Origin of the sequence: Xanthomonas hortorum (assembly GCF_040279205.1) — a bacterium.
Lineage (GTDB): Bacteria > Pseudomonadota > Gammaproteobacteria > Xanthomonadales > Xanthomonadaceae > Xanthomonas > Xanthomonas hortorum_F.
In genome coordinates this window covers 13,032-33,550 of record NZ_JBEOLS010000060.1, presented here as the reverse complement: position 1 = coordinate 33,550, position 20,519 = coordinate 13,032, and the positions used below count along the sequence as shown (strand labels likewise).

Annotated in this window: 16 protein-coding genes, 1 other RNA gene and 1 pseudogene; 8 read left to right on the top strand and 10 right to left on the bottom strand. The window is 57.5% G+C overall.

Annotation, left to right across the window (positions count from 1 at the left end; all coding sequences use genetic code 11):
* Nucleotides 1-157 (bottom strand): transposase (locus ABS769_RS18645; protein WP_233368074.1); only part of this gene is annotated, 157 nt, incomplete at its 3' end.
* A 141-nt stretch (nt 158-298) separates the two neighbouring features.
* Between ABS769_RS18645 and ABS769_RS18640 the strand changes: the two genes are divergently transcribed.
* From ABS769_RS18640 to ABS769_RS18605, 8 genes and pseudogenes are all read left to right on the top strand, one after another.
* A complete protein-coding gene (locus tag ABS769_RS18640) occupies nt 299-1,687 on the top strand; it encodes a UbiA family prenyltransferase (RefSeq protein WP_350498238.1) in 1,389 nt (462 codons plus the stop codon).
* Nucleotides 1,687-2,988, top strand: coding sequence for an FAD-binding oxidoreductase (locus ABS769_RS18635; RefSeq protein ID WP_350498237.1), 1,302 nt, complete (start codon nt 1,687-1,689; stop codon nt 2,986-2,988). Before ABS769_RS18640 ends, ABS769_RS18635 begins: the two co-directional genes overlap by 1 nt.
* 2 nt (nt 2,989-2,990) lie before the next feature.
* Nucleotides 2,991-3,719, top strand: coding sequence for an SDR family oxidoreductase (locus ABS769_RS18630; protein ID WP_350498236.1), 729 nt, complete (start codon nt 2,991-2,993; stop codon nt 3,717-3,719).
* A gap of 106 nt (nt 3,720-3,825) precedes the next feature.
* Nucleotides 3,826-5,954: pseudogene (locus ABS769_RS18625) on the top strand (hypothetical protein).
* A 281-nt stretch (nt 5,955-6,235) separates the two neighbouring features.
* Entirely contained in the window at nt 6,236-7,177 is a 942-nt protein-coding gene (locus ABS769_RS18620) for an NAD-dependent epimerase/dehydratase family protein (protein WP_350498235.1), read from the top strand.
* Between the two features lie 29 nt (nt 7,178-7,206).
* Nucleotides 7,207-8,514 (top strand): NAD(P)/FAD-dependent oxidoreductase, encoded by a 1,308-nt coding sequence (locus ABS769_RS18615; RefSeq protein ID WP_350498234.1) that lies wholly within the window; start codon nt 7,207-7,209, stop codon nt 8,512-8,514.
* The gene (locus ABS769_RS18610; protein WP_208588955.1) at nt 8,511-8,915 is read left to right on the top strand and encodes a GtrA family protein; all 405 of its coding nucleotides are present in this window, start codon (nt 8,511-8,513) and stop codon (nt 8,913-8,915) included. Before ABS769_RS18615 ends, ABS769_RS18610 begins: the two co-directional genes overlap by 4 nt.
* A gap of 184 nt (nt 8,916-9,099) precedes the next feature.
* A complete protein-coding gene (locus ABS769_RS18605; RefSeq protein WP_350498233.1) occupies nt 9,100-10,827 on the top strand; it encodes a hypothetical protein in 1,728 nt (575 codons plus the stop codon).
* Between the two features lie 385 nt (nt 10,828-11,212).
* Here ABS769_RS18605 and ABS769_RS18600 read toward each other — a convergent pair.
* From ABS769_RS18600 to ABS769_RS18560, 9 genes are all read right to left on the bottom strand, one after another.
* Nucleotides 11,213-11,288: non-coding RNA, sX9 sRNA (locus ABS769_RS18600), on the bottom strand.
* 65 nt (nt 11,289-11,353) lie between these two features.
* A complete protein-coding gene (locus tag ABS769_RS18595) occupies nt 11,354-12,205 on the bottom strand; it encodes a class I SAM-dependent methyltransferase (RefSeq protein WP_350498232.1) in 852 nt (283 codons plus the stop codon).
* A gap of 25 nt (nt 12,206-12,230) precedes the next feature.
* Nucleotides 12,231-13,940 carry a rhamnan synthesis F family protein gene (locus ABS769_RS18590; RefSeq protein ID WP_350498231.1) on the bottom strand — a complete coding sequence of 570 codons (1,710 nt, stop codon included), beginning with the start codon at nt 13,938-13,940 and terminating at the stop codon, nt 12,231-12,233.
* On the bottom strand, nt 13,928-15,241 hold the full coding sequence (locus ABS769_RS18585; protein WP_350498230.1) for a glycosyltransferase WbsX family protein: 1,314 nt from the start codon (nt 15,239-15,241) through the stop codon (nt 13,928-13,930). Before ABS769_RS18585 ends, ABS769_RS18590 begins: the two co-directional genes overlap by 13 nt.
* Nucleotides 15,242-15,413: 172 nt before the next feature.
* A complete protein-coding gene (locus tag ABS769_RS18580) occupies nt 15,414-16,505 on the bottom strand; it encodes a class I SAM-dependent methyltransferase (protein WP_350498229.1) in 1,092 nt (363 codons plus the stop codon).
* Nucleotides 16,505-17,134 carry a CatB-related O-acetyltransferase gene (locus ABS769_RS18575; protein WP_350498228.1) on the bottom strand — a complete coding sequence of 210 codons (630 nt, stop codon included), beginning with the start codon at nt 17,132-17,134 and terminating at the stop codon, nt 16,505-16,507. Before ABS769_RS18575 ends, ABS769_RS18580 begins: the two co-directional genes overlap by 1 nt.
* Nucleotides 17,131-18,495: an ABC transporter ATP-binding protein gene (locus ABS769_RS18570; RefSeq protein WP_350498227.1), complete on the bottom strand. Its 1,365-nt coding sequence runs from the start codon at nt 18,493-18,495 to the stop codon at nt 17,131-17,133. The genes ABS769_RS18575 and ABS769_RS18570 overlap by 4 nt, the downstream gene beginning before the upstream one ends.
* Nucleotides 18,485-19,324 carry an ABC transporter permease gene (locus ABS769_RS18565; RefSeq protein WP_350498226.1) on the bottom strand — a complete coding sequence of 280 codons (840 nt, stop codon included), beginning with the start codon at nt 19,322-19,324 and terminating at the stop codon, nt 18,485-18,487. The genes ABS769_RS18570 and ABS769_RS18565 overlap by 11 nt, the downstream gene beginning before the upstream one ends.
* Entirely contained in the window at nt 19,321-20,517 is a 1,197-nt protein-coding gene (locus ABS769_RS18560) for a cystathionine gamma-synthase (RefSeq protein WP_350498225.1), read from the bottom strand. The genes ABS769_RS18565 and ABS769_RS18560 overlap by 4 nt, the downstream gene beginning before the upstream one ends.
* Nucleotides 20,518-20,519 lie beyond the last annotated feature (2 nt).

Below are 20,519 nucleotides of genomic sequence, written 5' to 3'. Positions count from 1 at the left end.
AGTTGCCAAAGCGCTTGGGTAGGCCGCGCCATTTGCAGCCATGCTCGGCAACGTAAAGGATGGCGTTGACCACTTGCAGGTTGGTCATGCTGACATTGCCGCGCTGCGCCGGCAGGCAGTGTTCGATTAGAGAAAATTGTGCTGGCGTGATCTCCATGCACGATAGTTTAATCGCTCGGGCCATTAGTGTTAACAGGCCCTAGGTATAATCGCGGCATCGCAATGGATCGCCAGGCAGTCGATGTCCGCCCTTACCAGCAGCTCCACCCGTCCGGCTGTTTCGGGACGCGCCCTTTGCGTGGATCTGGACGGCACGCTTTTGAACTCTGACATCCTCTACGAATCGGTGTTGGCTCTGCTGGCGCGCAATCCGCTGTACGTGTTCTTGCTGCCCCTGTGGCTTTTGCGTGGCAAGGCTGCGCTGAAGCGCGAACTTGCCTCCCGCGTCTTCCTGCCTGCAGAGACCCTGCCTTACAACCACCAAGTACTAGAGCTGCTGCGTACCACGACGCAACGCCCGCGCGTGCTTTGCACGGCCTCGGATGCACTGCTGGTGAAGCCTATTGCAGACCACCTGGGCCTGTTCGAACACGTGATCGCCAGTGACGGCAAACGCAATCTGTCTGGTCGCAACAAAGCAGATGTACTGGTCGACACATTTGGTCAAGGCAACTTCGATTACGCAGGCAATGGCAGCGTGGACTTGCACGTGTGGGAAAAGGCCGGTGGCGCCTGGGTCGTCAACAATGGTGCTGCGCTCGCCAAGGCTGCTGCGCAGCGGACGACCGTGCATGCGCATTGGCCTGCCCCGCCGCGTGCCCGTGCATGGTTGAAGGCGTTGCGCCTGCATCAATGGCTGAAGAATCTGCTGGTGTTCGTCCCCCTGCTGACCGCACACCGCTTCCTGGATCTGGAATCGGTAATGCAATCCACGATTGCGCTTGTGGCGTTCGGGCTATGCGCATCCGGCGTCTACGTGCTCAACGATTTACTCGATCTGACACCGGACCGCCAACATCCGCGCAAACGCAAGCGCCCGTTCGCGGCAGGTCGGCTTCCCCTTTTGCAAGGCCTGCTGGTCGCCCCTGCACTGACCCTCGCCGGCCTCCTGCTTTCATTGGCGTGCAACCTAGAGTTCACCTTGGTACTGCTGGCCTACTACGTCATGACATTGGCGTATTCGCTGCGCTTGAAACGCATCGTGATGATCGATGTTGTGCTGCTCGCAGCGCTCTACACCGTGCGCATCATCGGCGGCGCCATGGCGATCGGCGTCGAACTGTCGTTCTGGCTGCTGGCATTTTCGATGTTCATGTTCCTGTCGCTGGCACTGCTCAAGCGTTACACCGAGCTGCATGCCATGTTGAGCAGCGGCAAGACCAAGGCCAGTGGGCGCGCTTATTCGGTAGAAGACCTCTCGCTTCTGCAGTCGATGGGCGCGGCGGCCGGCTACATCGCGGTGATGGTGATGGCGTTGTACATCAACAGCCCCGAGAGTGTGGAGTTGTACCGCAATCCCAAGGTACTCTGGCTGGTATGTCCGGTTCTGCTGTATTGGGTGAGCAGGGTCTGGATCATTGCCCATCGTGGAGAGATGCATGATGACCCGATCGTGTTCGCTGCCACTGACCGTGTGAGCCAGATCGTCGTCGTACTGTGCGGGTTGTTCGCCCTGAGCGCCATCTGATGGCAGCAGGGCAATCCTGGGGGCGCTATCCCAAGGCACACCAGACGCTGGTACCGGTAAATGATCGCGCGGCACGCTTGCCGGCGTTCGAAGGTCACGCCTTGCCCCGCGGCAATGGCCGCAGTTATGGCGACAGTTGCCTGAACCCGGATGGTGCGCTGTTATGCGCACGCGGGCTTGATCGATTCATCGCCTTTGATCCAGGTAATGGCGTACTGCGTTGCGAAGCAGGCGTCACCCTTGCAGAAATCATCGAGCTGGTTCTGCCGCAAGGCTGGTTTCTGCCAGTGACGCCAGGCACTCGCCATATCACCGTCGCAGGCGCAATTGCCAATGACGTGCACGGTAAAAATCATCATCGCACCGGCAACTTTGGTCATCATGTGCGCGCGTTCGAGCTGCTGCGCAGTGATGGCGAACGGAGGCTGTGTATGCCGGGCGACCACGATGGCTGGTTCGTAGCCACGGTCGGTGGGCTGGGACTGACCGGCCTGATTACCTGGGCGGAAATTCAACTACGCCGCGTCAGCAGTCCAACGCTGGAAGCAGAAAACATCCGTTTCGGCTCGCTCGATGAATTCTTCGCCTTATCGGCCGCATCGGCCGAAAGCCACGAATACAGCGTCGCCTGGATCGATTGCCTGGCAAGTGGCAAGGCGCGCGGACGCGGACACTTCACCCGCGCCGATCACTGCGCCGGGCTTGCACAGGAGCGACCGAAATCGCCAGGCGCAGGCTTGTCCATGCCGGTCACGCCACCGATTTCGTTGGTGAACAAGTTATCGCTGCGACCTTTCAACGCGCTTTACTACTGGCGTCAGCCTGCGCCGCGCAAGCGCTTCGTCAGCCATCTATTGCCGTTCTTTTATCCGCTGGACGGCATCCGCGAATGGAACCGTATGTACGGGCCATCCGGCTTTCTGCAGTATCAATGCGTGTTGCCGCCAGCAGCCTCGCGCGATGGGGTCGACGCGCTACTTGCAGAGATCTCGCGCAGCGGCAGCGGCTCGTTCCTGGCTGTTCTGAAAGAGTTCGGCAGCACACCTTCCATCGGCATGCTGTCTTTCCCCAGACCCGGGACGACATTGGCACTGGACTTTCCCAATACCAGTCCAGACGTATTCCGCCTGCTTGAACGACTCGACCGCATCGTCGACGAAGCAGGCGGCGCTCTGTACCCTGCCAAGGACGCACGTATGGCCGCGCATTCGTTCCAGCGCGCTTACGGCCGCTGGCGCGAATTCAGCAACTATCTCGATCCACGCTTTTCTTCCGGCTTCTGGCGCCGGGTCACGGAGTAGACATGCAACGCGTCCTCATCATCGGTGCCACCTCGGCCATCGCCGAAGCAACAGCCCGTCGCTACGCCGCACGCGGGGCGGCCATCCATCTGCTCGGCCGACAGGCCACGCGCCTGGAAACAATTGCCGCAGACCTCACGACCCGCAGCGCCCGAATCAGCATCGACGTGCTAGATGTCAACGACGATGCACGTCATGGCGAGATCCTGGATGCTGCCTGGGCTGCATTGGGCGGTGTCGATGTCGTGTTGATCGCACATGGCACGCTACCGGATCAAGCTGCGTGTAACGCATCGGTCGAACTGTCGCTGCGCGAGTTCGCAACCAACGGCACTTCCACAATTGCCCTGTGCGCAGCGATTGTGCCGCGACTGACGTCGGGCGCCACGCTTGCTGTCATTTCATCGGTGGCGGGAGATCGCGGCCGAGCTAGCAACTACCTCTACGGCAGTGCCAAGGCGGCTGTGACTGCTTACCTGAGCGGTCTGGGACAGCGCCTGCGCCCGGAAGGCATCAACGTCCTCACGATAAAGCCAGGCTTCGTCGACACGCCCATGACCGCGGCTTTCAAGAAGGGCGCACTGTGGGCAAAACCGGACCAGATCGCCAAGGGAATCCTCACTGCAGTGGACAGGCGTCGCGCTGTCGCCTATCTGCCGACTTTTTGGTGGGCCATCATGTTCGTGATCAAATCCATTCCCGAATTCGTTTTTCGCAGGATCAAGCTCTGACATGATCGGCAGACACGCTATTTCGGTCTTAAGCACCAATGCTACTGGCCTTATTGATCACAGCGTTGTCTCCCCCCGCATTATCGGGAACCTCCCCCTTTACATCCTGAAGGGCCTGCTGCTCGCTTGTCTGTTGTTCGTGAACGGATGCAGTGCCTATAAAGACCCGGTTTTGGACACCAACGGCGGGTGTGCTTCAACAAGCTCTCCTTTCCTGCCGCCTGACCCAACGGTTGATGGCCGAATTACATATTGCAAGGGCGGCGACGGCTGGACCGGCACGATTGAATCCCAGCCCTATCCGCCAGGCACGCGAAACGTCGAAGTCATGCTGACCGGCTACCCAAATACCCCTGGCGTGACCATCAGTGCGGTTGCAAATGCAGGCAACGCAACGTTCACCCTGCTCCCTCCCCAGCCACGAGAGCGCTGGCAACGCGTAATGTTAGAGATCCCGCCCCGTGTTTCGCAGACCGGATTTCGGATCCGTATTGAAGATCGATCCGTTGACCATTTTGGCTGGGCGGGAATTGGCGCTTCAAATGTTGGTCCTGCCAAGGCCTTTGCAAACGGTTTGCTGCCCATGTTGGCGGCCGTGCTGTTGGGCAACACGTGGCTGATCGCAGTGTGCTTGTGCTTTTCTGGAGTTGGTCACCCTCGCGATCGGCTGCTCCAAGGCCTGCTTGCCGGCAGCTGCGCCTGGCTGCTGATCTTCATTGGCTACGTCGCATCGCCCCAGTTGGGTGATGTGATGGCGTCATTGTTTCTGATCTTGCCTTTCCCTGCTGCGCTGCTGCTCGGTTGGCGACGCCACACGCTGCTAAATGAGCTTGCCGGCATGCAAAAGGCACTGTTGCCTGTGCTCATGTTCGCAGGTCTGACGCTCTGGGTCGGTCTGTTCCCGTTCCACTGGGACGGGCAGCCCAATGGCGACCCTGCCATCCGGTGGTCTCACCTGTCGACAGATGCCTGGCTCCCGTTACTCTTTGGCGACATGCTGGCACGCGGCAAAATCGACGTACCGATGGTAGGCGATTGGCTCAGTAGTGACCGCCCTCCCCTCCAGGTAGGGCTGTATCTCATGCTGTACAAGGTATTGCCCGAAACGCGTGCACTGGTTTACCAAGGCATATCGACTTGGGCACAGGCATTGGTGTTGCTACCCTTGGCTTCGCTGCTCGCTCGTCTGGTGAACACCAGGGCTCAGGCAATTGCGTTGCTCGTGCTCTGCCTTTCCGCATCGATGCTCATCAATACGCTTTTCGTCTGGCCAAAGCTTTTTGCGGCAGCCTTTTCCCTGATCTACTATCTAGCGCTTTTCCCGGGCGAACGTATGCTCAGGCGATGGGGCCAAGCAGGCATCGCAGCAGCGATGGCACTGCTTGCCCATGGCGGCGCATTGTTTTTCCTGGTAGGCGCCTCCCTCGTGCACCTGGCTTTTTACCGCCGCCAGAGCGTGGCCATGTTGGTGCGGGCAGGCTCAATTGCCATCGTCCTCTATCTTCCCTGGATTGCGTATCAACGGCTCGTTGACCCCCCAGGAGACCGCCTGCTCAAATGGCATTTCGCCGGCAAAATCCCTGTCAGTGATGAAAGCGCAATGCATGCCATCGCCAGCGCCTACTCACAACTGACACCTGCCGCATGGATTTCTGCCCGCATGCAGAATTTTTCCGCGATCCTTAAGGGGGCACTATCAAGCCACTACGAATCAATGCGGACCATCGCACAGCAAGACCCAGCAATAGCGTCGCGCTTCATCGATGACGACTTCTTCTATACATTCCATTCGATGTGGTTTTCTACGCCATTATTGCTACTGCCCTGCTTGGCGCTTATTTACTTGCGTTCCCGACGCAGCAGACATGCCGATCCCGCATTCAAAGACATGCTGCAAATGGCAGCGACAATCATCCTTACCATCTTCATCTGGGTCACGGCGCTATTTGAAGGCGGGTCGACGACAATCCACACAGGCGCCTATGCATGCACGTTGCTACTGCAACTTGTAGTCTTAGCTGCTGCCTGGCGCAGCAGCGCCTATCTTTTTATCCGATCTGCGCCGCCAACATTGTGGTCGCGCTTTTCATTTATATATTGGACAGACGTTTCCTACCTGACCTGCAAGCGCTTTATCTGTTGGGAACCCTATTTTTCTGCGGCGGCTTGCTATTCGCATCGCTTGCTTCTACGAGGGAGCGCAGTGATAACCGATCGATAGACCTGCCAACATGATCTTTTCTCAAGGACTATCCGGGACACCTATTGATCCCGCTCCAAAAAACCCCATCAACCATGAGTCGAATTCCATGCCAGGTGTCCGTTATAAAGCTGCATCCTCGACAAGCAAAAATTGCCGATGCATGCTGCCGCCAATAAATACTACGGCAGGCGATGATTGCTCAGTCGACAACTCGATCGCATCATGACGCCAGCATGGCACGTTTAGCGATACCGAAGCGTCACCCAAGACATTGCCAGCGCGCATCTCATTCCATCCGTTTTCGAGTCCATCCATGGCACAGAAGAATGACAAAATCATCCTGACAGGCGCCGCAGGCCTAGTAGGGCAGAACCTAATCGTCGAGATGAAGGAACAGGGCTATACCCAGCTGATCGCAATCGACAAGCATGCGCATAACTTGGGCATCATGCAAAGCCTACATCCAGACGTTAAGACTATCCATGCAGATCTTGCCGAGCCAGGCGAGTGGGCCGAAGCCTTCCGGGACGCGCGGCTGGTAGTCCAGCTACACGCACAGATCACAGGCAAGAGCACCGATCAGTTCGTTCGCAACAACCAGACGGCCACGGCACATGTATTGGCCGCCTGCAAGGCGGCCGCAGTGCCTTATATGGTGCACATCAGCTCATCGGTGGTGAACTCGGTTGCCAACGATGACTACACCAACACAAAGCGCGCCCAGGAAGAGATGGTGATGACCAGCGGCCAGCATCATTGCGTGCTGCGCCCGACGCTGATGTTCGGCTGGTTCGATCCTAAGCATCTAGGCTGGCTGTCTCGCTTTATGGAGCGCACGCCCGTGTTCCCGATTCCCGGCGATGGCCGCTTCATGCGCCAGCCGTTGTACGAGCGTGACTTCTGTCGCTGCATCGCCAAGTGCATCGAAACCGAACCGGAAGGCACCTACGACATCGTCGGCGACACCCGGGTGGACTACGTCGATATCATCCGCACCATCAAGCGGGTCAAGAATCTCCGCACCATCATCATGCACGTCCCAATCGGCTTCTTTGCATTCCTTCTGCGCACCTACTCACTGTTCACAAGCAAGCCTCCTTTCACAGCAGACCAGCTTAAGGCACTGAGCGCGGGAGACGACTTCAAGGGGATCGACACCGAAGCGGTGTTCGGTGTGCGTCAGACATCGTTCGAAGACGCCATTCGTGAAAGCTATACCGACCCGCGCTATAGCCACATCGTGTTGCAGCGCTGACCAGACAGAATATAGACGGAACCACATCAATGAGCACATTCGCCATCATCGGAAGCGGCCCCATGGGCCTCATGGCAGCGCTGGAGCTACTCAAGCAGGGCCACCAGGTCGACGTGTATGAACGCGACGACCGTATAGGCGGCATGTCGGCCGACTTCGATTTCGATGGCCTGCGCATCGAGCGTTATTATCACTTCATATGCAAGACCGACTACCCGCTGTTTTCTCTGCTCGATGAGATGCAGCTGTCGGACCGTCTGCACTGGACGGACACCAAGATGGGGTATTTTTACCAAGGCAAACTGCACAAATGGGGCACACCCTTTGCGTTGCTCGGCTTCCCGCATTTGGGGCTGGTGGACAAGGTACGTTATGCGCTGCACGTGATGCATACCAAGGGCATCAGGGACTGGGCAGCCTTGGACAAGGAGAACGCGCGCGACTGGATCACCCGCTGGATCGGCCCCAAGGCCTACAAGGTAATGTGGGAGAAGGCCTTCGCACTGAAGTTCTTCGAGTACCAAAATGACTTGTCAGCATCCTGGATCGGCACGCGCATCAAGCGTGTGGCGCTGTCGCGGCGCAATCTTTTGAATGAAAGCATGGGTTACTTGGAGGGGGGGTCAGCGGCGCTGCTCGACCGGATGGCGACAGAGGTCCGTCGCCTGGGCGGCAACATCCTACTGAGCCAGCCGATTGAGGAGGTCACGTCCAAGGACGGCAAGGTAACAGGCATCCTCACGCCGGAAACGCACAAGGCTTATACCAATGTGATTTCTACCGCACCTATCCAGTACGTCCCCAAGCTGGTCCCCGGTCTGCCTAGGGACTATGCCGACAAGATCGCCGTCATCGACAACATCCCGGTAGCTTGCGTGATCCTGAAATTGTCGCACCCGGTCAGCGAAAACTTCTGGATGAACATCAGCGATGAGCGTATCGACATCCCTGGCCTGATCGAATACAGCAACCTCAACCCCGGCAGGGGTCCGGGGGAGCACATCGTGTATGCGCCTTACTACATGCCCAAGACCCATCCCAAGTGGCAATGGCCCAACCAGCAACTCATCGACGAGGTGATCAGCTACTTGCCGACGATCAATCCAGCATTCAAGCCGGAATGGATCCGGGCAACCCATTGCCACCGGTATGAGTACGCCCAGACAATCTGTCCGCCAGGCTTCCAAGACATGCTGCCGTCGATGCAGTCTCCTCTGGCGGGATTCTTCATGGCGGACACAGCCTACTACTATCCGGAAGACCGCTCGATCAACGAAAGCATCGCGGTAGGCCAGACGTTGGCCCGCCTGGCGGCCCAAGGTGCTGCCGGCAAGTGAAGGCTACCGTTCCGTCTCGTCAGTTCATCATGTTCCTCTTTGCGGGCGGTCTTGCCGCGGCGGTCAACTTCGGCTCGCGCATCGCTCTTAGCCACTGGATGGACTATGTGCCTTCGATCATCATTGCCTACCTGTTGGGTATGATGTCGGCATTCATGCTCAACAAGCTGTTCGTTTTCAGCGAAGCTCGCAATCGTCTCCACCATCAGGTCATGTGGTTCATCTTGATCAATCTGGTGGCTGTGGTGCAGACGATCGTCATCAGTCTCCTGCTTGCACGATGGCTGCTGCCTGCCATCGGTGTGGATTTCCACAATGAGACCATCGCTCACAGCATCGGCGTCGTCGTGCCGGTGATCACCAGTTACCTCGGGCATAAGCGATTTTCGTTCAGAACCTGAACCGCGTTCGCACACCGGCGGGCATTCCTGACAAAGCTCGCAGGCCGGCATTCCACGCGGTGGCTGAGCAGGCATCACGCGATGCATGGCGGTCGCTTCGTATCCTGTGGTCGAAGGCGGGCGTTAAAGTTACCGGAGCGCGGCATGTCACATCGATCGTCACTTTGAGCAGGGAAAACTTCCGGTGAACCAAAACAGTTCCGACAATCGATTTACTGACTCGAAACCGCTGCCACCGCTGTCCGAGCGGAGCCTGGGCCACTGGCGGGGCCTGCTTTCTGCGTGGTGGCTGCTTGGTGGCCTGGTCATTCTGCTCAGCACGATTTTCGGCGTCGCTCAGCACTTTTCGTCCACGATCTATATGGACGAGTGGGACGGAATGATTGGGTTCTGGCAGAAGCTCGGCAATGGAGACACGAGCGCATGGTGGGCACAGCACAATGAACATCGGATCGTGTTGACCCGCGCCCTGTTCTGGCTGGACCTGCACTTTTTCAAAGGACAGGGCTATCTGCTGATTCCGGCAAATGTGATTTTGCACCTGGCCATCGCTGCCGTTTTCATCGTTGCATATATTCGCTTTGCCACGCAGCGCCACTCACTTACCGTCGTCGTCGGCGTAGTGCTTACCGGACGTTTTCTATGGATGCAGGACGATAACCTGACATGGGGTTTCCAGAGTCAGTTCATCGCCGTCTACCTTTTTGCCATCGCCTCATTCCTTGCATACAGCCGATCCACTCGGGAAGGACCCTTGACACCTCAGGTGCTTGGTCTGGTGCTGGCATTTACCTCAATGCTCAGCATGAGCAATGGCCTGATCGCGTTTCCCGTTCTGGTAGTCATGTCCTTCATGCTGCGGTTGACATGGAAGCACCGCCTCGTTGCGATTGCGGCAATGGGCGTTGCGTGGGCGCTGTATTTTCATGGTTACCGGAGCCCCCCTTATCATGCATCTCCGGTGGACGGCATACTGCACCATCCGATCGACGTCATCCATTACGCGCTGAATTTTCTGGGTTCCCCAGCGGCATTTCTCGGCGCTGGCCTGCATGCGCCACTGATCGTCGGCACGTTGCTGCTGATGGCAGTGACGACTATGAGTGTCTTGCTGGTGCGGCGTGGCGAGCTCAACAGCTATCGCTTATACATCGGAGCCGCCTTCGCGTTTGCCGCGGCAGCCGCTCTGTTAGCAGGCAGTGGCCGATACAACCTGGGCCTCGATACCGCGGTCACTAGCCGCTATACCACCCCTGCGTTGATCGCCTGGCTGAGTGCGTTTCTGCTGTTTGCCGATATTGCCAGCAAGACGCGCTTCTGGACTGTCGTCGTGGTACTTGGCGTGCTGGTACTGCCTGCTGGTTTATGGAGCCAGCGCGTCATGATGACCATGCCGCCGCAGCCGTTTTACCGTGATGTTGCAGTGTTGGGCGTCAAGATGGGGATCCGGGATGGCAGCTATATCGACTGGATGTATCCGCGCAACGGGCAGGATATCGTCGTATCACTGATGAATTATGCCGACAAGGAAGGATTGACCGTCTACGGCAAGGATTGGGTTAGAAACATCGGAACGCTTGAATTCTCGCGCGATCAGGTGGACGCCACCGCATGCAAAGGCTCGCTGGATGATGCCAATCACATTGATGGCGCCTGGTTGCTCAACGGTTGGGCATTGGCCGAAGCAGACCGGAATGCAAAGCTTATCGTGCTCACCGGACAGGATGACGCCACTGTGGGCTATGGCGTACTCGGTGAGGTACGCCCCGACGTTGCTCAGGCCGTGGCAGGCGCCTCCGGCACGACCGGCTGGCGTGGCTATGTGATCTCCGCCAACGGCCAGGTGAGCGCATGGCTCTATACGCGAGGGCGGTTCTGTCCCCTGGCTTCGAATATCGATTTCAGGCCCTGAATTACCCTGACAAGCCCGGCGCCTTCGCCTTTCCATCGCGCCTGACCTGATTGCAGGCTGCTACCTGATCTAGCACCCCACCCCCAGAGGCCGAAGATAACGACGATGTCCTTGTAAAAGCGCAGGTGTTCGGACATGGCGATGCACATTGCGTCCGACCATGAAAGGTCGGCGCAGGAAAACCCGTATCTGATTGGCAAATAAGTTCCCCCAAAAAGAGACACAGAATGACAGCATCTTGCCCTGATTCGAGTCAGCGTAGTGCGGTTGCGATGTCCATCCATTTCCTGATGTCACGTTTTGGCCACACACAATGATCGCCCTGAAGAGGGATCTGGCATAAGTTTCCCAAGGGAAGCCGGTTGTTTTGGCATACTCTAAGAGCGGCTAACAAAACGTAGCGAGCAACCGTCAGGTGGGCGCGGACGGCGCGCAGGAACCGGAGTGTACGCGTGGTACATGCCGATTCCGAGCACCGGCCGCGCCCGCTTGGGGCTGCTCAGTAGTTAGCTGCTCTAAATCAGTATCACGCTGATACCAGGAAGCGCAGTTTCCGCGCTATCCGTTGTGCAAGGTTTGCGTGCTTGCGGACAGTGAAGTAGCCCTGCGGCAACACGTCGGGATCGTCGACGAATGCGACCGATTCAGCCAAGGGCCCGATCTCCCGTTCCACAAACGCCGGCGGCATCGCTGCCCAACCATAGTTAGATGCCTGTAGCACATCTGCATTCCCCGCGACGGCTGCATACACATGCTCACCTGCGGCATAACGGCGGCGAGCTTCCGCAGGATCGGCAAACATCCTTGCGTAGTCCTCCTCGTACTGGTTGCGTCCGCTCCCTTTGAGCGAACACGCTTGGCAGAGCTCAAGGAACTGATCCGTCGTGGTTGTCATCACCAGCGTACCGCCCGGCCTGAGCACCCGCATCAATTCGGACAACCAGAACGTAGCGGATGCGGCGGACAAGTGCGAGAACACGGAAAAGGCGTACACGACGTCGAAGTAGCTATCGTTGTAAGGCAGTCGTGCGTTTGGGCCGATCTGGCTCAGGTTGCCCCTCACCCCGGTGGAACGGGCAACCTCAAGAATGGCGTCGTCGACGTCAACCCCGTGCAGGTTGGGTGCATCCACGTCATTAAGGAAAAACCTGATGATGCGTCCCCAACCAACGCCGAAATCGAGCACACGTGACGTGCGTTGCAAAGGATAACTGCCGGATTTCACGATTTTGTAGAACGTGAATGCTTCGGCCAAGGCGACTTCGTTGGATTTGCCAACGAACACCTCCTGCTGATAGACAGACGGAAAACCGGGCAACCCGAGCGAGGAGTCATTGATTGAACGGAGAAGAAGCTCATACCACTGCTGATCATCCATTACCATGCTCCGTTGATCGAACCAGTTAGGAAGGCAGGACGAAAATCCCCTGATTTTCGTAACTCTCATGTCGTAAAGCAGCGTTTGGCGAACGCGTGGTAGCTGCGAAAAACCCTGCCTGCTCTACCCATAGCACGAACAAGCGCTCAATCACATGCGCCAGCGTAGCATCACGCTGCCCTGCTTCCGGGTCGAACTCGCTTAGTGCGATGTTACGGACACGAAGCGCAACAAGCGCAGAGGGCCGGAACCAGAACATCGTGCCGGCAAAGAAACCGAGACGGATGCTTGCGTCCTCGATACCTGTCTCGGCAGCAAGGACACGCAGGCGCTCTTCGTTGCCACCCCAGAACCGTGCGTTGCCAAGATAAGCAGATTCAGGTCCGATGATGCCACATGCCGGATTCTCGTCGAAAGCCTGGAGAATTTTCAGGACAGTGAGCGATGAGCCGAGCAAGGACTTCATCAGCTCGTTGCGCCACTGGTCTCCACCATCGTGATAAACACTCTTCTTAGAATGAATCTTGCAGACAGCATCGTACTGATCGAGCAAACCGGTGTTGAGCAGGCTGACAAATGGCCCGACATCCCGTCCGATATTGGGATGAATGAATACGGTAGCCCGGACGTTATGCTCCTGAAAATACCGGACCGCGACCCGACGATCGGAAATCGACTTAACCGAAACGAAGACATCGTGATCCACGATTACATTGCGCATGTAGGCGCAGATTGGTTCGATCAGATCGATATGAAACAGATGGAGAACTATGGCAAAGCGCGCACCTAGGCGTTCCGTACTGATCGCGCTCACGCCATAACGTTCCAGCTCATCCTCAGTAGGAGCATCGCGATCCCCTGTAATGATTGGCATGGTGTTCTTGCGCGTCTGTCGCATACGCGCGACTTCACGTTCGACCATCGCACGTGCGTCCGCGTCGGTGATTAAGCCAGCCAGCTCGACGTCCAATACCCCTAGCGGATCGTCACGGAGCACCTCACTCTTGATGAAGCCGAAACGACGATATAGCTCATCCCAGTGATAATGAGCCGGATTAGCCTGGAGCACTCCCTGTTTACTAGGTGCCGCGATTAGAGCGTTGACACCATCGCGCAGTCGCTTTCGCTTTATTCTGACAGCTGCTACTTGTTTTGCAGCCGCGTCAGGTTGATACGCAACCCCAATCTTCGCGCCGTGAGTAAGCAGCCATTGGGTCAACCCGACTTCATAGGAAAGGATAATTTCCCACTTGTCGTCCAATACGCGGACATTTCTCCAGAATCGGTCAAAATAGTTGCTAAAGAACGCGCTCTTGCGGAACACGAGGAAGTACGACTGAAGATGGCGAGTGACCTGCAGCGACTCGGTCATTCCCCAAACATCGCAATCGACGTCGTGCATCTGTGCGAATGCCTTGCCGATGCCGCCCCGATCGATCGTGACCACACTGTCATTGGCGATGATCAGCTCGTCGTAGGAATACAGTGCCTCGACGGCAAAGATACCGGTACGAAACGAGTAAAAATCGTAGCCGACATTTTCGCGCACGATCACCGTGATCCTGTTATCCAGACCGAGGGCCTGTTCGGGCGCCAGCCGCGTCGATACCAATACGATGCGTTCGGCGTGTGACAGCAACTCGTCAAGCAGGCGGCGAGTGAACTCTGTAAGCAGTCCTTCGGCGTCGAAGTGGGCGACGACCGCAACCCGACGCGCGGCCATCATCGGGTCCATACCTGATAGACCTGGACCGCGAACGCACGGAATCGCGGGAAGGGCCGTAGCACCCTTCCAATCAAAGATCGAACGCGCGAGGGCTTGACGAGCGGAGCTTCCAATGGCTTGGCGCGGCTTAGTTCGGCTGAAAGCAGTACTACTTCGTTGATAAGGCGGTCGCGATCGTCCAGTAGTTCCGTCGCGCGTTCGCCACCGAGCGCACGAAGCAGTCGACCGTCGTTGAAGAGTTCGTCCAGATCGGGACGCCCGCCTGTCACTGCGGCATGCGTCGCTTCAAGATAAGCCAAACCATGCTTCAGATCTGGCTCGAGATGGCAGCCCTCCCCCCATTCGTTCCATGCGTTGATGAAGATCAATTGATCTTCAGGGGCATTGTTGACGCGCGTGTAATCGACCAGCCGGCGCAACCAATACTGGTAGATCGACGGTGAAGAATCCAACAGTATGTGAGAAGTGTGCTGGCGTCTAGCCGTGTTATCCCACGAAGGGACAATGCCGCGGTACCAGCGAAAATCAGGCTTTCCGCGGCTGATGGACTGCGCGACAACCTTGCGATAGTCAGCCATGCCGCCCCGGAAGTCCGGATTGAGCATATCGACATGATGGGTGACGCGGTTTTCAGAACCGAGAAAGGTATGAGGTGGAAATTCGACCGCAGCATCGAAGCCCCAGTCGCGTGGATCGACGATCCCGTAGAACTGCACGGCGACCAGATGGATTTCGCCAATTCCGTGCTGCCGTGCGACATCGCGCCAGCGCTCTGCGGTGCGCTTTGAATCCGGGAACAAGTCTGCACGATAGACGAGCAGCATCGGCTTGCCGTCCACACGGATCGCACGTTGATCGCTCAGCAACGGCAGAATGTCCTCAAGGAACCGGCGATCTTCATCCTCACCGTGTTTCTGCTCCAACAGGACGTCTTTCTCCATGCCGTCCCAGGTCCGCGTCCAGTTCTCGTTTGCCCAGCAGATGCAAAACGGAAACTCGATATCGCTCTTCAAATAGTTGTCGATCGGCAACTCAAGGATACGGCGCCCATCGAACCAATAGTAATAGAAGCAGAACCCATGCACGCCGTACAGCTTGGCAAGCTCGGCCTGCGCTCGCATATTGTCGACAAGGCGCAGATCATAGAACCCAAGTTCACGAGGAACATGCGGCTGATAATGACCAACGAAATTCGGTCGCCCCTTGGCTACATTGGTCCACTCAGTGAAACCAGGGCCCCACCATTCTGAATTTTCAGCTACCGGATGGTACTGCGGCAGATAAAAGGCAATTGGCTTTACAGTCGACATTGTTATCCCAAAAATTCAGATAGATCCCGGTTACCGAGACACCTTCAAGGCTGGAAGCAGAAATCCCCCTGCTACAGGCCGCTTGATCGTACATGACCAGAGCCCTCTGGTCTTTTTGTGCTCTTGGCAACAACCTTACGGCCAAGGCACATGGCGTGAATTCAGTTGCCAATCAACGGCGCCACCAACGTTGTTGCAGCAACACCTTGTCGAGTTTTTGCTCACTACTCTCCAAACGTGGCACCACTAACGCCTTGATTGCATTCAGCGCTTGTGCGCGCTCCTCGGCAACTGCCTGCTGCAGCTCTGCAGACGCCGCCGAGTCCTGTGAAAACTGCTGAACCTGCTGCTCCAATTGCTGGACATGCAACGCGTGTTGCTGGGACTGCCGTTCCAGGTCGTGGAGGTGTTGCTGTGCCTGCTGCTCCAGCTGCTGAAGTTGCTGCTGCAGCTGCTGTGACTGCTGCTCCAAGTGTTGTACGTGCTGCTGCTGCATCTGTCCTTGCTGAGTCAAATGCATAACCTGACCACGCGCATCGGCCAGACCTGCATAGACGCGCTCAAGCTCCTCGATGTTCTTGACATTGCGCCCAAGCACGTCGAACAAACGATTAATCGGTGCGAACGCACCCGCCGAAGCGGTGTCGGCAAGCTCTAACAGAGCTGGATTACGTTGTTCGCCAACCAGCAGCACACCAAGCCCATGAGTGTGGGTAAATTCGAATGCAGGATATTGCTGGCTGATTTCGGCCCAGTACTGCCAGACTCCAAAACCACGCTCGCGCACACAGATGTCGTGAAATAGCACAACACCACAACTGGTAAGCTTTGGCAACCACGTCTCGAAATCTTCGCGCACCGCTTCATAGGTGTGTAACCCATCGATGTGCAACAAGTCGATCGAGTCGTCAGCAAAGTATTCCAGCGCTTCGTTGAAGCGCATCCGCAGCATTTCGGAGATACCGGGGTAGTTGCGCTGCTGATAACCACGTAGCTCGTTGTAAATGTCGTCGCCATAGAAGCCGGCGTGTTCGTCGCCTTCCCAGCTATCGACTGCAAACACGCGCGAGGTGAGTTCCTGCTCCTCGACCGCCTGACAGAAGGCAAGGAAGGATGCACCGCTATGCGTCCCCAGCTCCACGATCGACCGCGGCCGAAGCTGCTCGACAAGCCACGACGCGAACGGGACATGCCCCAGCCATGCGCTGAAAGGGACTGATCGCGGAGCGATCAACATACTGGGAGATAGTGAAAAGTCGATCATCAAACGGTCTGGTTGGCCAAAGGAGAAGTGGACTCGTCACTCTGCGAGGCGGCAGCAGCGAGAAACGCGCTGATATCGTCAGCGCAGAGAAGGGATTCGAATGCACGGATCTTTTCGATCGGCCATTGCCACCAGCGAATCTCCAGCAGTTGCGCGATGACCTGTTCGTCGAAGCGCATGCGCACTACACGCGCCGGATTACCCGCGACAACGGCATAAGGCGGCACATCCTTGCTGACGACTGCGGCAGCCCCGATGCACGCACCATCACCTACAGTGACGCCGGAAACCACCATGGCGCCATGCCCGATCCAGACATCGTTGCCGATGACGGTGGGGCCTTTCGTGTGCGGATGTCCGTCCTGCCCTGCGCCCGGGGAGTTCAGTGCGATCCGTAGCGGATACGTGGTAACCCAATCCAGGCGATGCTCGCCACCGCCAAAGATGAGCACACCATCCGCGATCGAACAAAATGCACCGATATCAATGCGCTCACCCTCGCTCCACACCTTAAATTGTGGATTTCCGTAAGTGAAGCGACCAACGGAAATGCGCGGGTCGTCAGTCAACAATGGAGGAATGAATCCGTGACGCTCCGTCACCGACGGCAGAGCAGCTACGCTGCTCATGATCTTGCCTCCGTCCGTTTCATCGTTACCTCATCGAACGGGATACCCACCAACCCATAGCGCAAACGCGGCGAGGCGACACGAATCAATACCGCATCATGCAACCAGGCGTGCTGGGTATTGGCGTATGGATCGCCATCGGCAATGGAGACCGTCATGGAGTACTCGCCGTTGGGCAGAAGCGGCAGAGTAAAACGGAATGCTGCTTCCAGGCCGGTATCAGCCTCTACCTGCATGGGCGGCTGCACATAGGTATAGGTGTGTTCGCCGAACAACGATTGTCCAAGCCGATCCTTTACAAAAAAACCAATCAGGGGGCTCTGCAGCGGTTGGTGGGCAGTGGCCCGCACCTTCAACAAGACATCTTCGCCACCGGCAAAAGAAGTGAAAGGTTCGCCCTGATCATTGCACAAGGTCACCGAGTCGATGCTGGCAACGCCAGATTGCCATCCACCCGAGTTGGCCACGTTGTCGAAGAGCTCAACCTTCAGGTCCTTCTCAATACGGACTGCCGGCGGTGCCTTTGGCTCGCTCTTCCCTGCCTGCCGCGACTGTAGCTTGACCGTGTCGCCATACACTTCCTGGGAGCAATACTCAATATACGCATTGCATGTTTCCTGCGCCGTACCGTGCATCCGCATTTCACCACGATCGAGCCACACCGCGCTCTGGCAGAAATTAAGTACTGAGGACGTGTCATGGCTGACGAACAGCAGCGTGCCGTTCTCGCGGAACTTGCGCAGGAAGCGCATGCATTTCTGCACAAAGATGGCATCACCTACCGCCAGCGCTTCGTCGATCACCAAAATATCGGCATCGACGTGAGCAATCACCGCGAATGCCAATCGCACATACATGCCGCTGGAGTAGGTTTTGACCGGCTGTTCGAGAAAATCGCCAATGTCGGCGAATGCCACGATGTCGTCGTATTTGCGATCGATATCCTCGCGCGTCAGGCCGAGGATCGAGGCGCTCATGTACACATTCTCGCGCCCGGTGAATTCAGGGTTGAAGCCCGCGCCGAGTTCCAACAACGCTGCAATACGCCCGCGCACGGCGACTTCGCCAGTGGTTGGCTGCAAGGTGCCGCAGATGATCTGCAGCAGGGTGGATTTACCGGAACCGTTGCGCCCGATGATGCCCACCGTGTCGCCACGGCGCACTTCGAAGTTGACGCCTTTCAGCGCCCAGAACTCTCGATAGTGGGTATGACCGGGCTTGCCCAGGAAGCGCGACAGACGCGGCAAAATTGCCTGTTTGAGCCGATCCTGCGGCTGCGAGTAGACCTGGAAACACTTGGTGACATCCGATACACGGATAGCCAGCTCTGCTTCGCTTTGGACTGATTGCTTAGATGACATCGGCAAATCCTCGGCGCAGCTTCTGAAAGCACAAATAGCCAAACCAGGCAAAAAACGCAGCAAAGACGGTGTATTTACCCAACCCAGCGAAATCAGGCGGAAGGTCCCATATCAATACATTTCGCGACTGCTCAATGATGAAAGTGAGCGGGTTGAGGTAAATCCACTTGCGGATACCCTCGGGCAACGAGGTCACCGGGTAGAAAACCGGTGCCAGGAACAACAGGATCGTGGTCAAGATTCCGGTCATTTGCCCGATGTCACGTACGAATACGCCGAGCGCGGACAGCATCCAGGCCAAACCCATCGTCAGCATCACCAGCGGGAATAGTACTAACGGGAGGTACACCACCGTCACCGGCAAAACCCCGCGAATAAATAACTGCGCAAGCAGCAACACCGCCAGCGACACCAACGCGTGGAACAGTGCAGCTCCCATTGCGACCCAGGGAAGCGTCTCCAACGGAAACACAACACGCTTGACATAGCTTGCGTTACCGACGATCAGGCTGGGGGCGCGATTCACGCATTCGGCAAAAATGCCGTGTACCAGGATACCAACGAACAGAATGATGGCGAAATCACCCTTGTTCGACGTTTCTACGCCCCAGCGTGCGTTGAAGACGACCGAAAACACAAATGTGTAGACAGCCAGCATCAGCAGTGGATTGAAGAACGACCAGGCAAGACCCATCAACGAGCCGCGATAACGGCTGATGACTTCGCGTTTGGCCAATTGGTAGATGAGGACGCGATTACCGAAGAAGCTGCGCGCCATGGACGTCGGCGAACCCGACGCAGCGATGGAAGAGGAGATCATTTGATTCATGAAAAAATACCGCCAAGCGCCCGCTCCAAATCCACCTTCAAATCCCCAACATCCTCAACACCCACACTCAGCCTGACCAGCGCATCGCTGATACCAAGCTGTTCGCGGCGAGCCACAGGAATTGAAGCATGCGTCATAACGGCGGGATGATTCACCAGACTTTCCACGCCACCGAGCGATTCGGCCAGAGTGAAAAGCTCAGTGCGTTCGCAAAAACGCTTGGCCGCATCGAAGCCGCCCTTGAGGACGATCGAGACGATGCCGCCGAAGCCGGACATTTGACTCTTGGCCAGTGCGTGCTGCGGGTGCGAGGTGAGGCCGGGGTAGATCACCTTTTCGATCGCGGGGTGGGTTTCCAGCCACTGCGCCAGCGCCAGTGCGTTCTCGCAGTGCGCGCGCATGCGCAGCGGCAGGGTCTTGAGCCCGCGCAGGGCGAGGAAGCTGTCGAACGGACCTTGCACGCCGCCGATCGAGTTCTGCAGGAAAGCCATTTGTTCGGCCAGCTCTACGTTGTCGCCGACCACCGCAATGCCGCCGACCATGTCGGAGTGACCGTTTAGGTATTTGGTGGCCGAGTGGACGACGATATCGGCGCCCAGCGCTAGCGGGCGCTGCAGCATCGGCGAGGCGAAGGTGTTGTCGACCACGATCAGCAGGCCGTGCTTGCGCGCGATGGCAGCAATGGCGGCGATGTCCACCAGCTTGAGCATCGGGTTGGTCGGGGTTTCGATCCACACCATCTTGGTGCCGGGGCGGATCGCGGCTTCGAAGGCGGCCGGGTCGGTCAGATCGACGAAGCTGAAATCCAGGCCGGCGGTGCGGCGGCGTACGCGCTCGAACAGGCGGAAGGTGCCGCCGTACAGGTCGTCCATCGCTACCACATGGCTGCCGGCGTCCAGCAACTCCATCACCGTAGAGGTCGCGGCCATGCCGGAGGCGAATGCGAACGCACGCGTGCCGCCTTCCAGCGACGCGACGCAGCGCTCATAGGCAAATCGCGTAGGGTTGTGGGTGCGCGAATACTCGAAGCCCTGATGCTCGCCCGGGCTGGACTGCGCATAGGTGGACGTCGCGTAGATCGGCGGCATCACCGCCCCGGTGCTGGGGTCCGGCGACTGCCCTCCATGGATCGCCAGCGTGGCAAGCGAGAGTTCGCGCTCGCCATCGTGGCTGGTTGTGGTGCGATTGGACATGG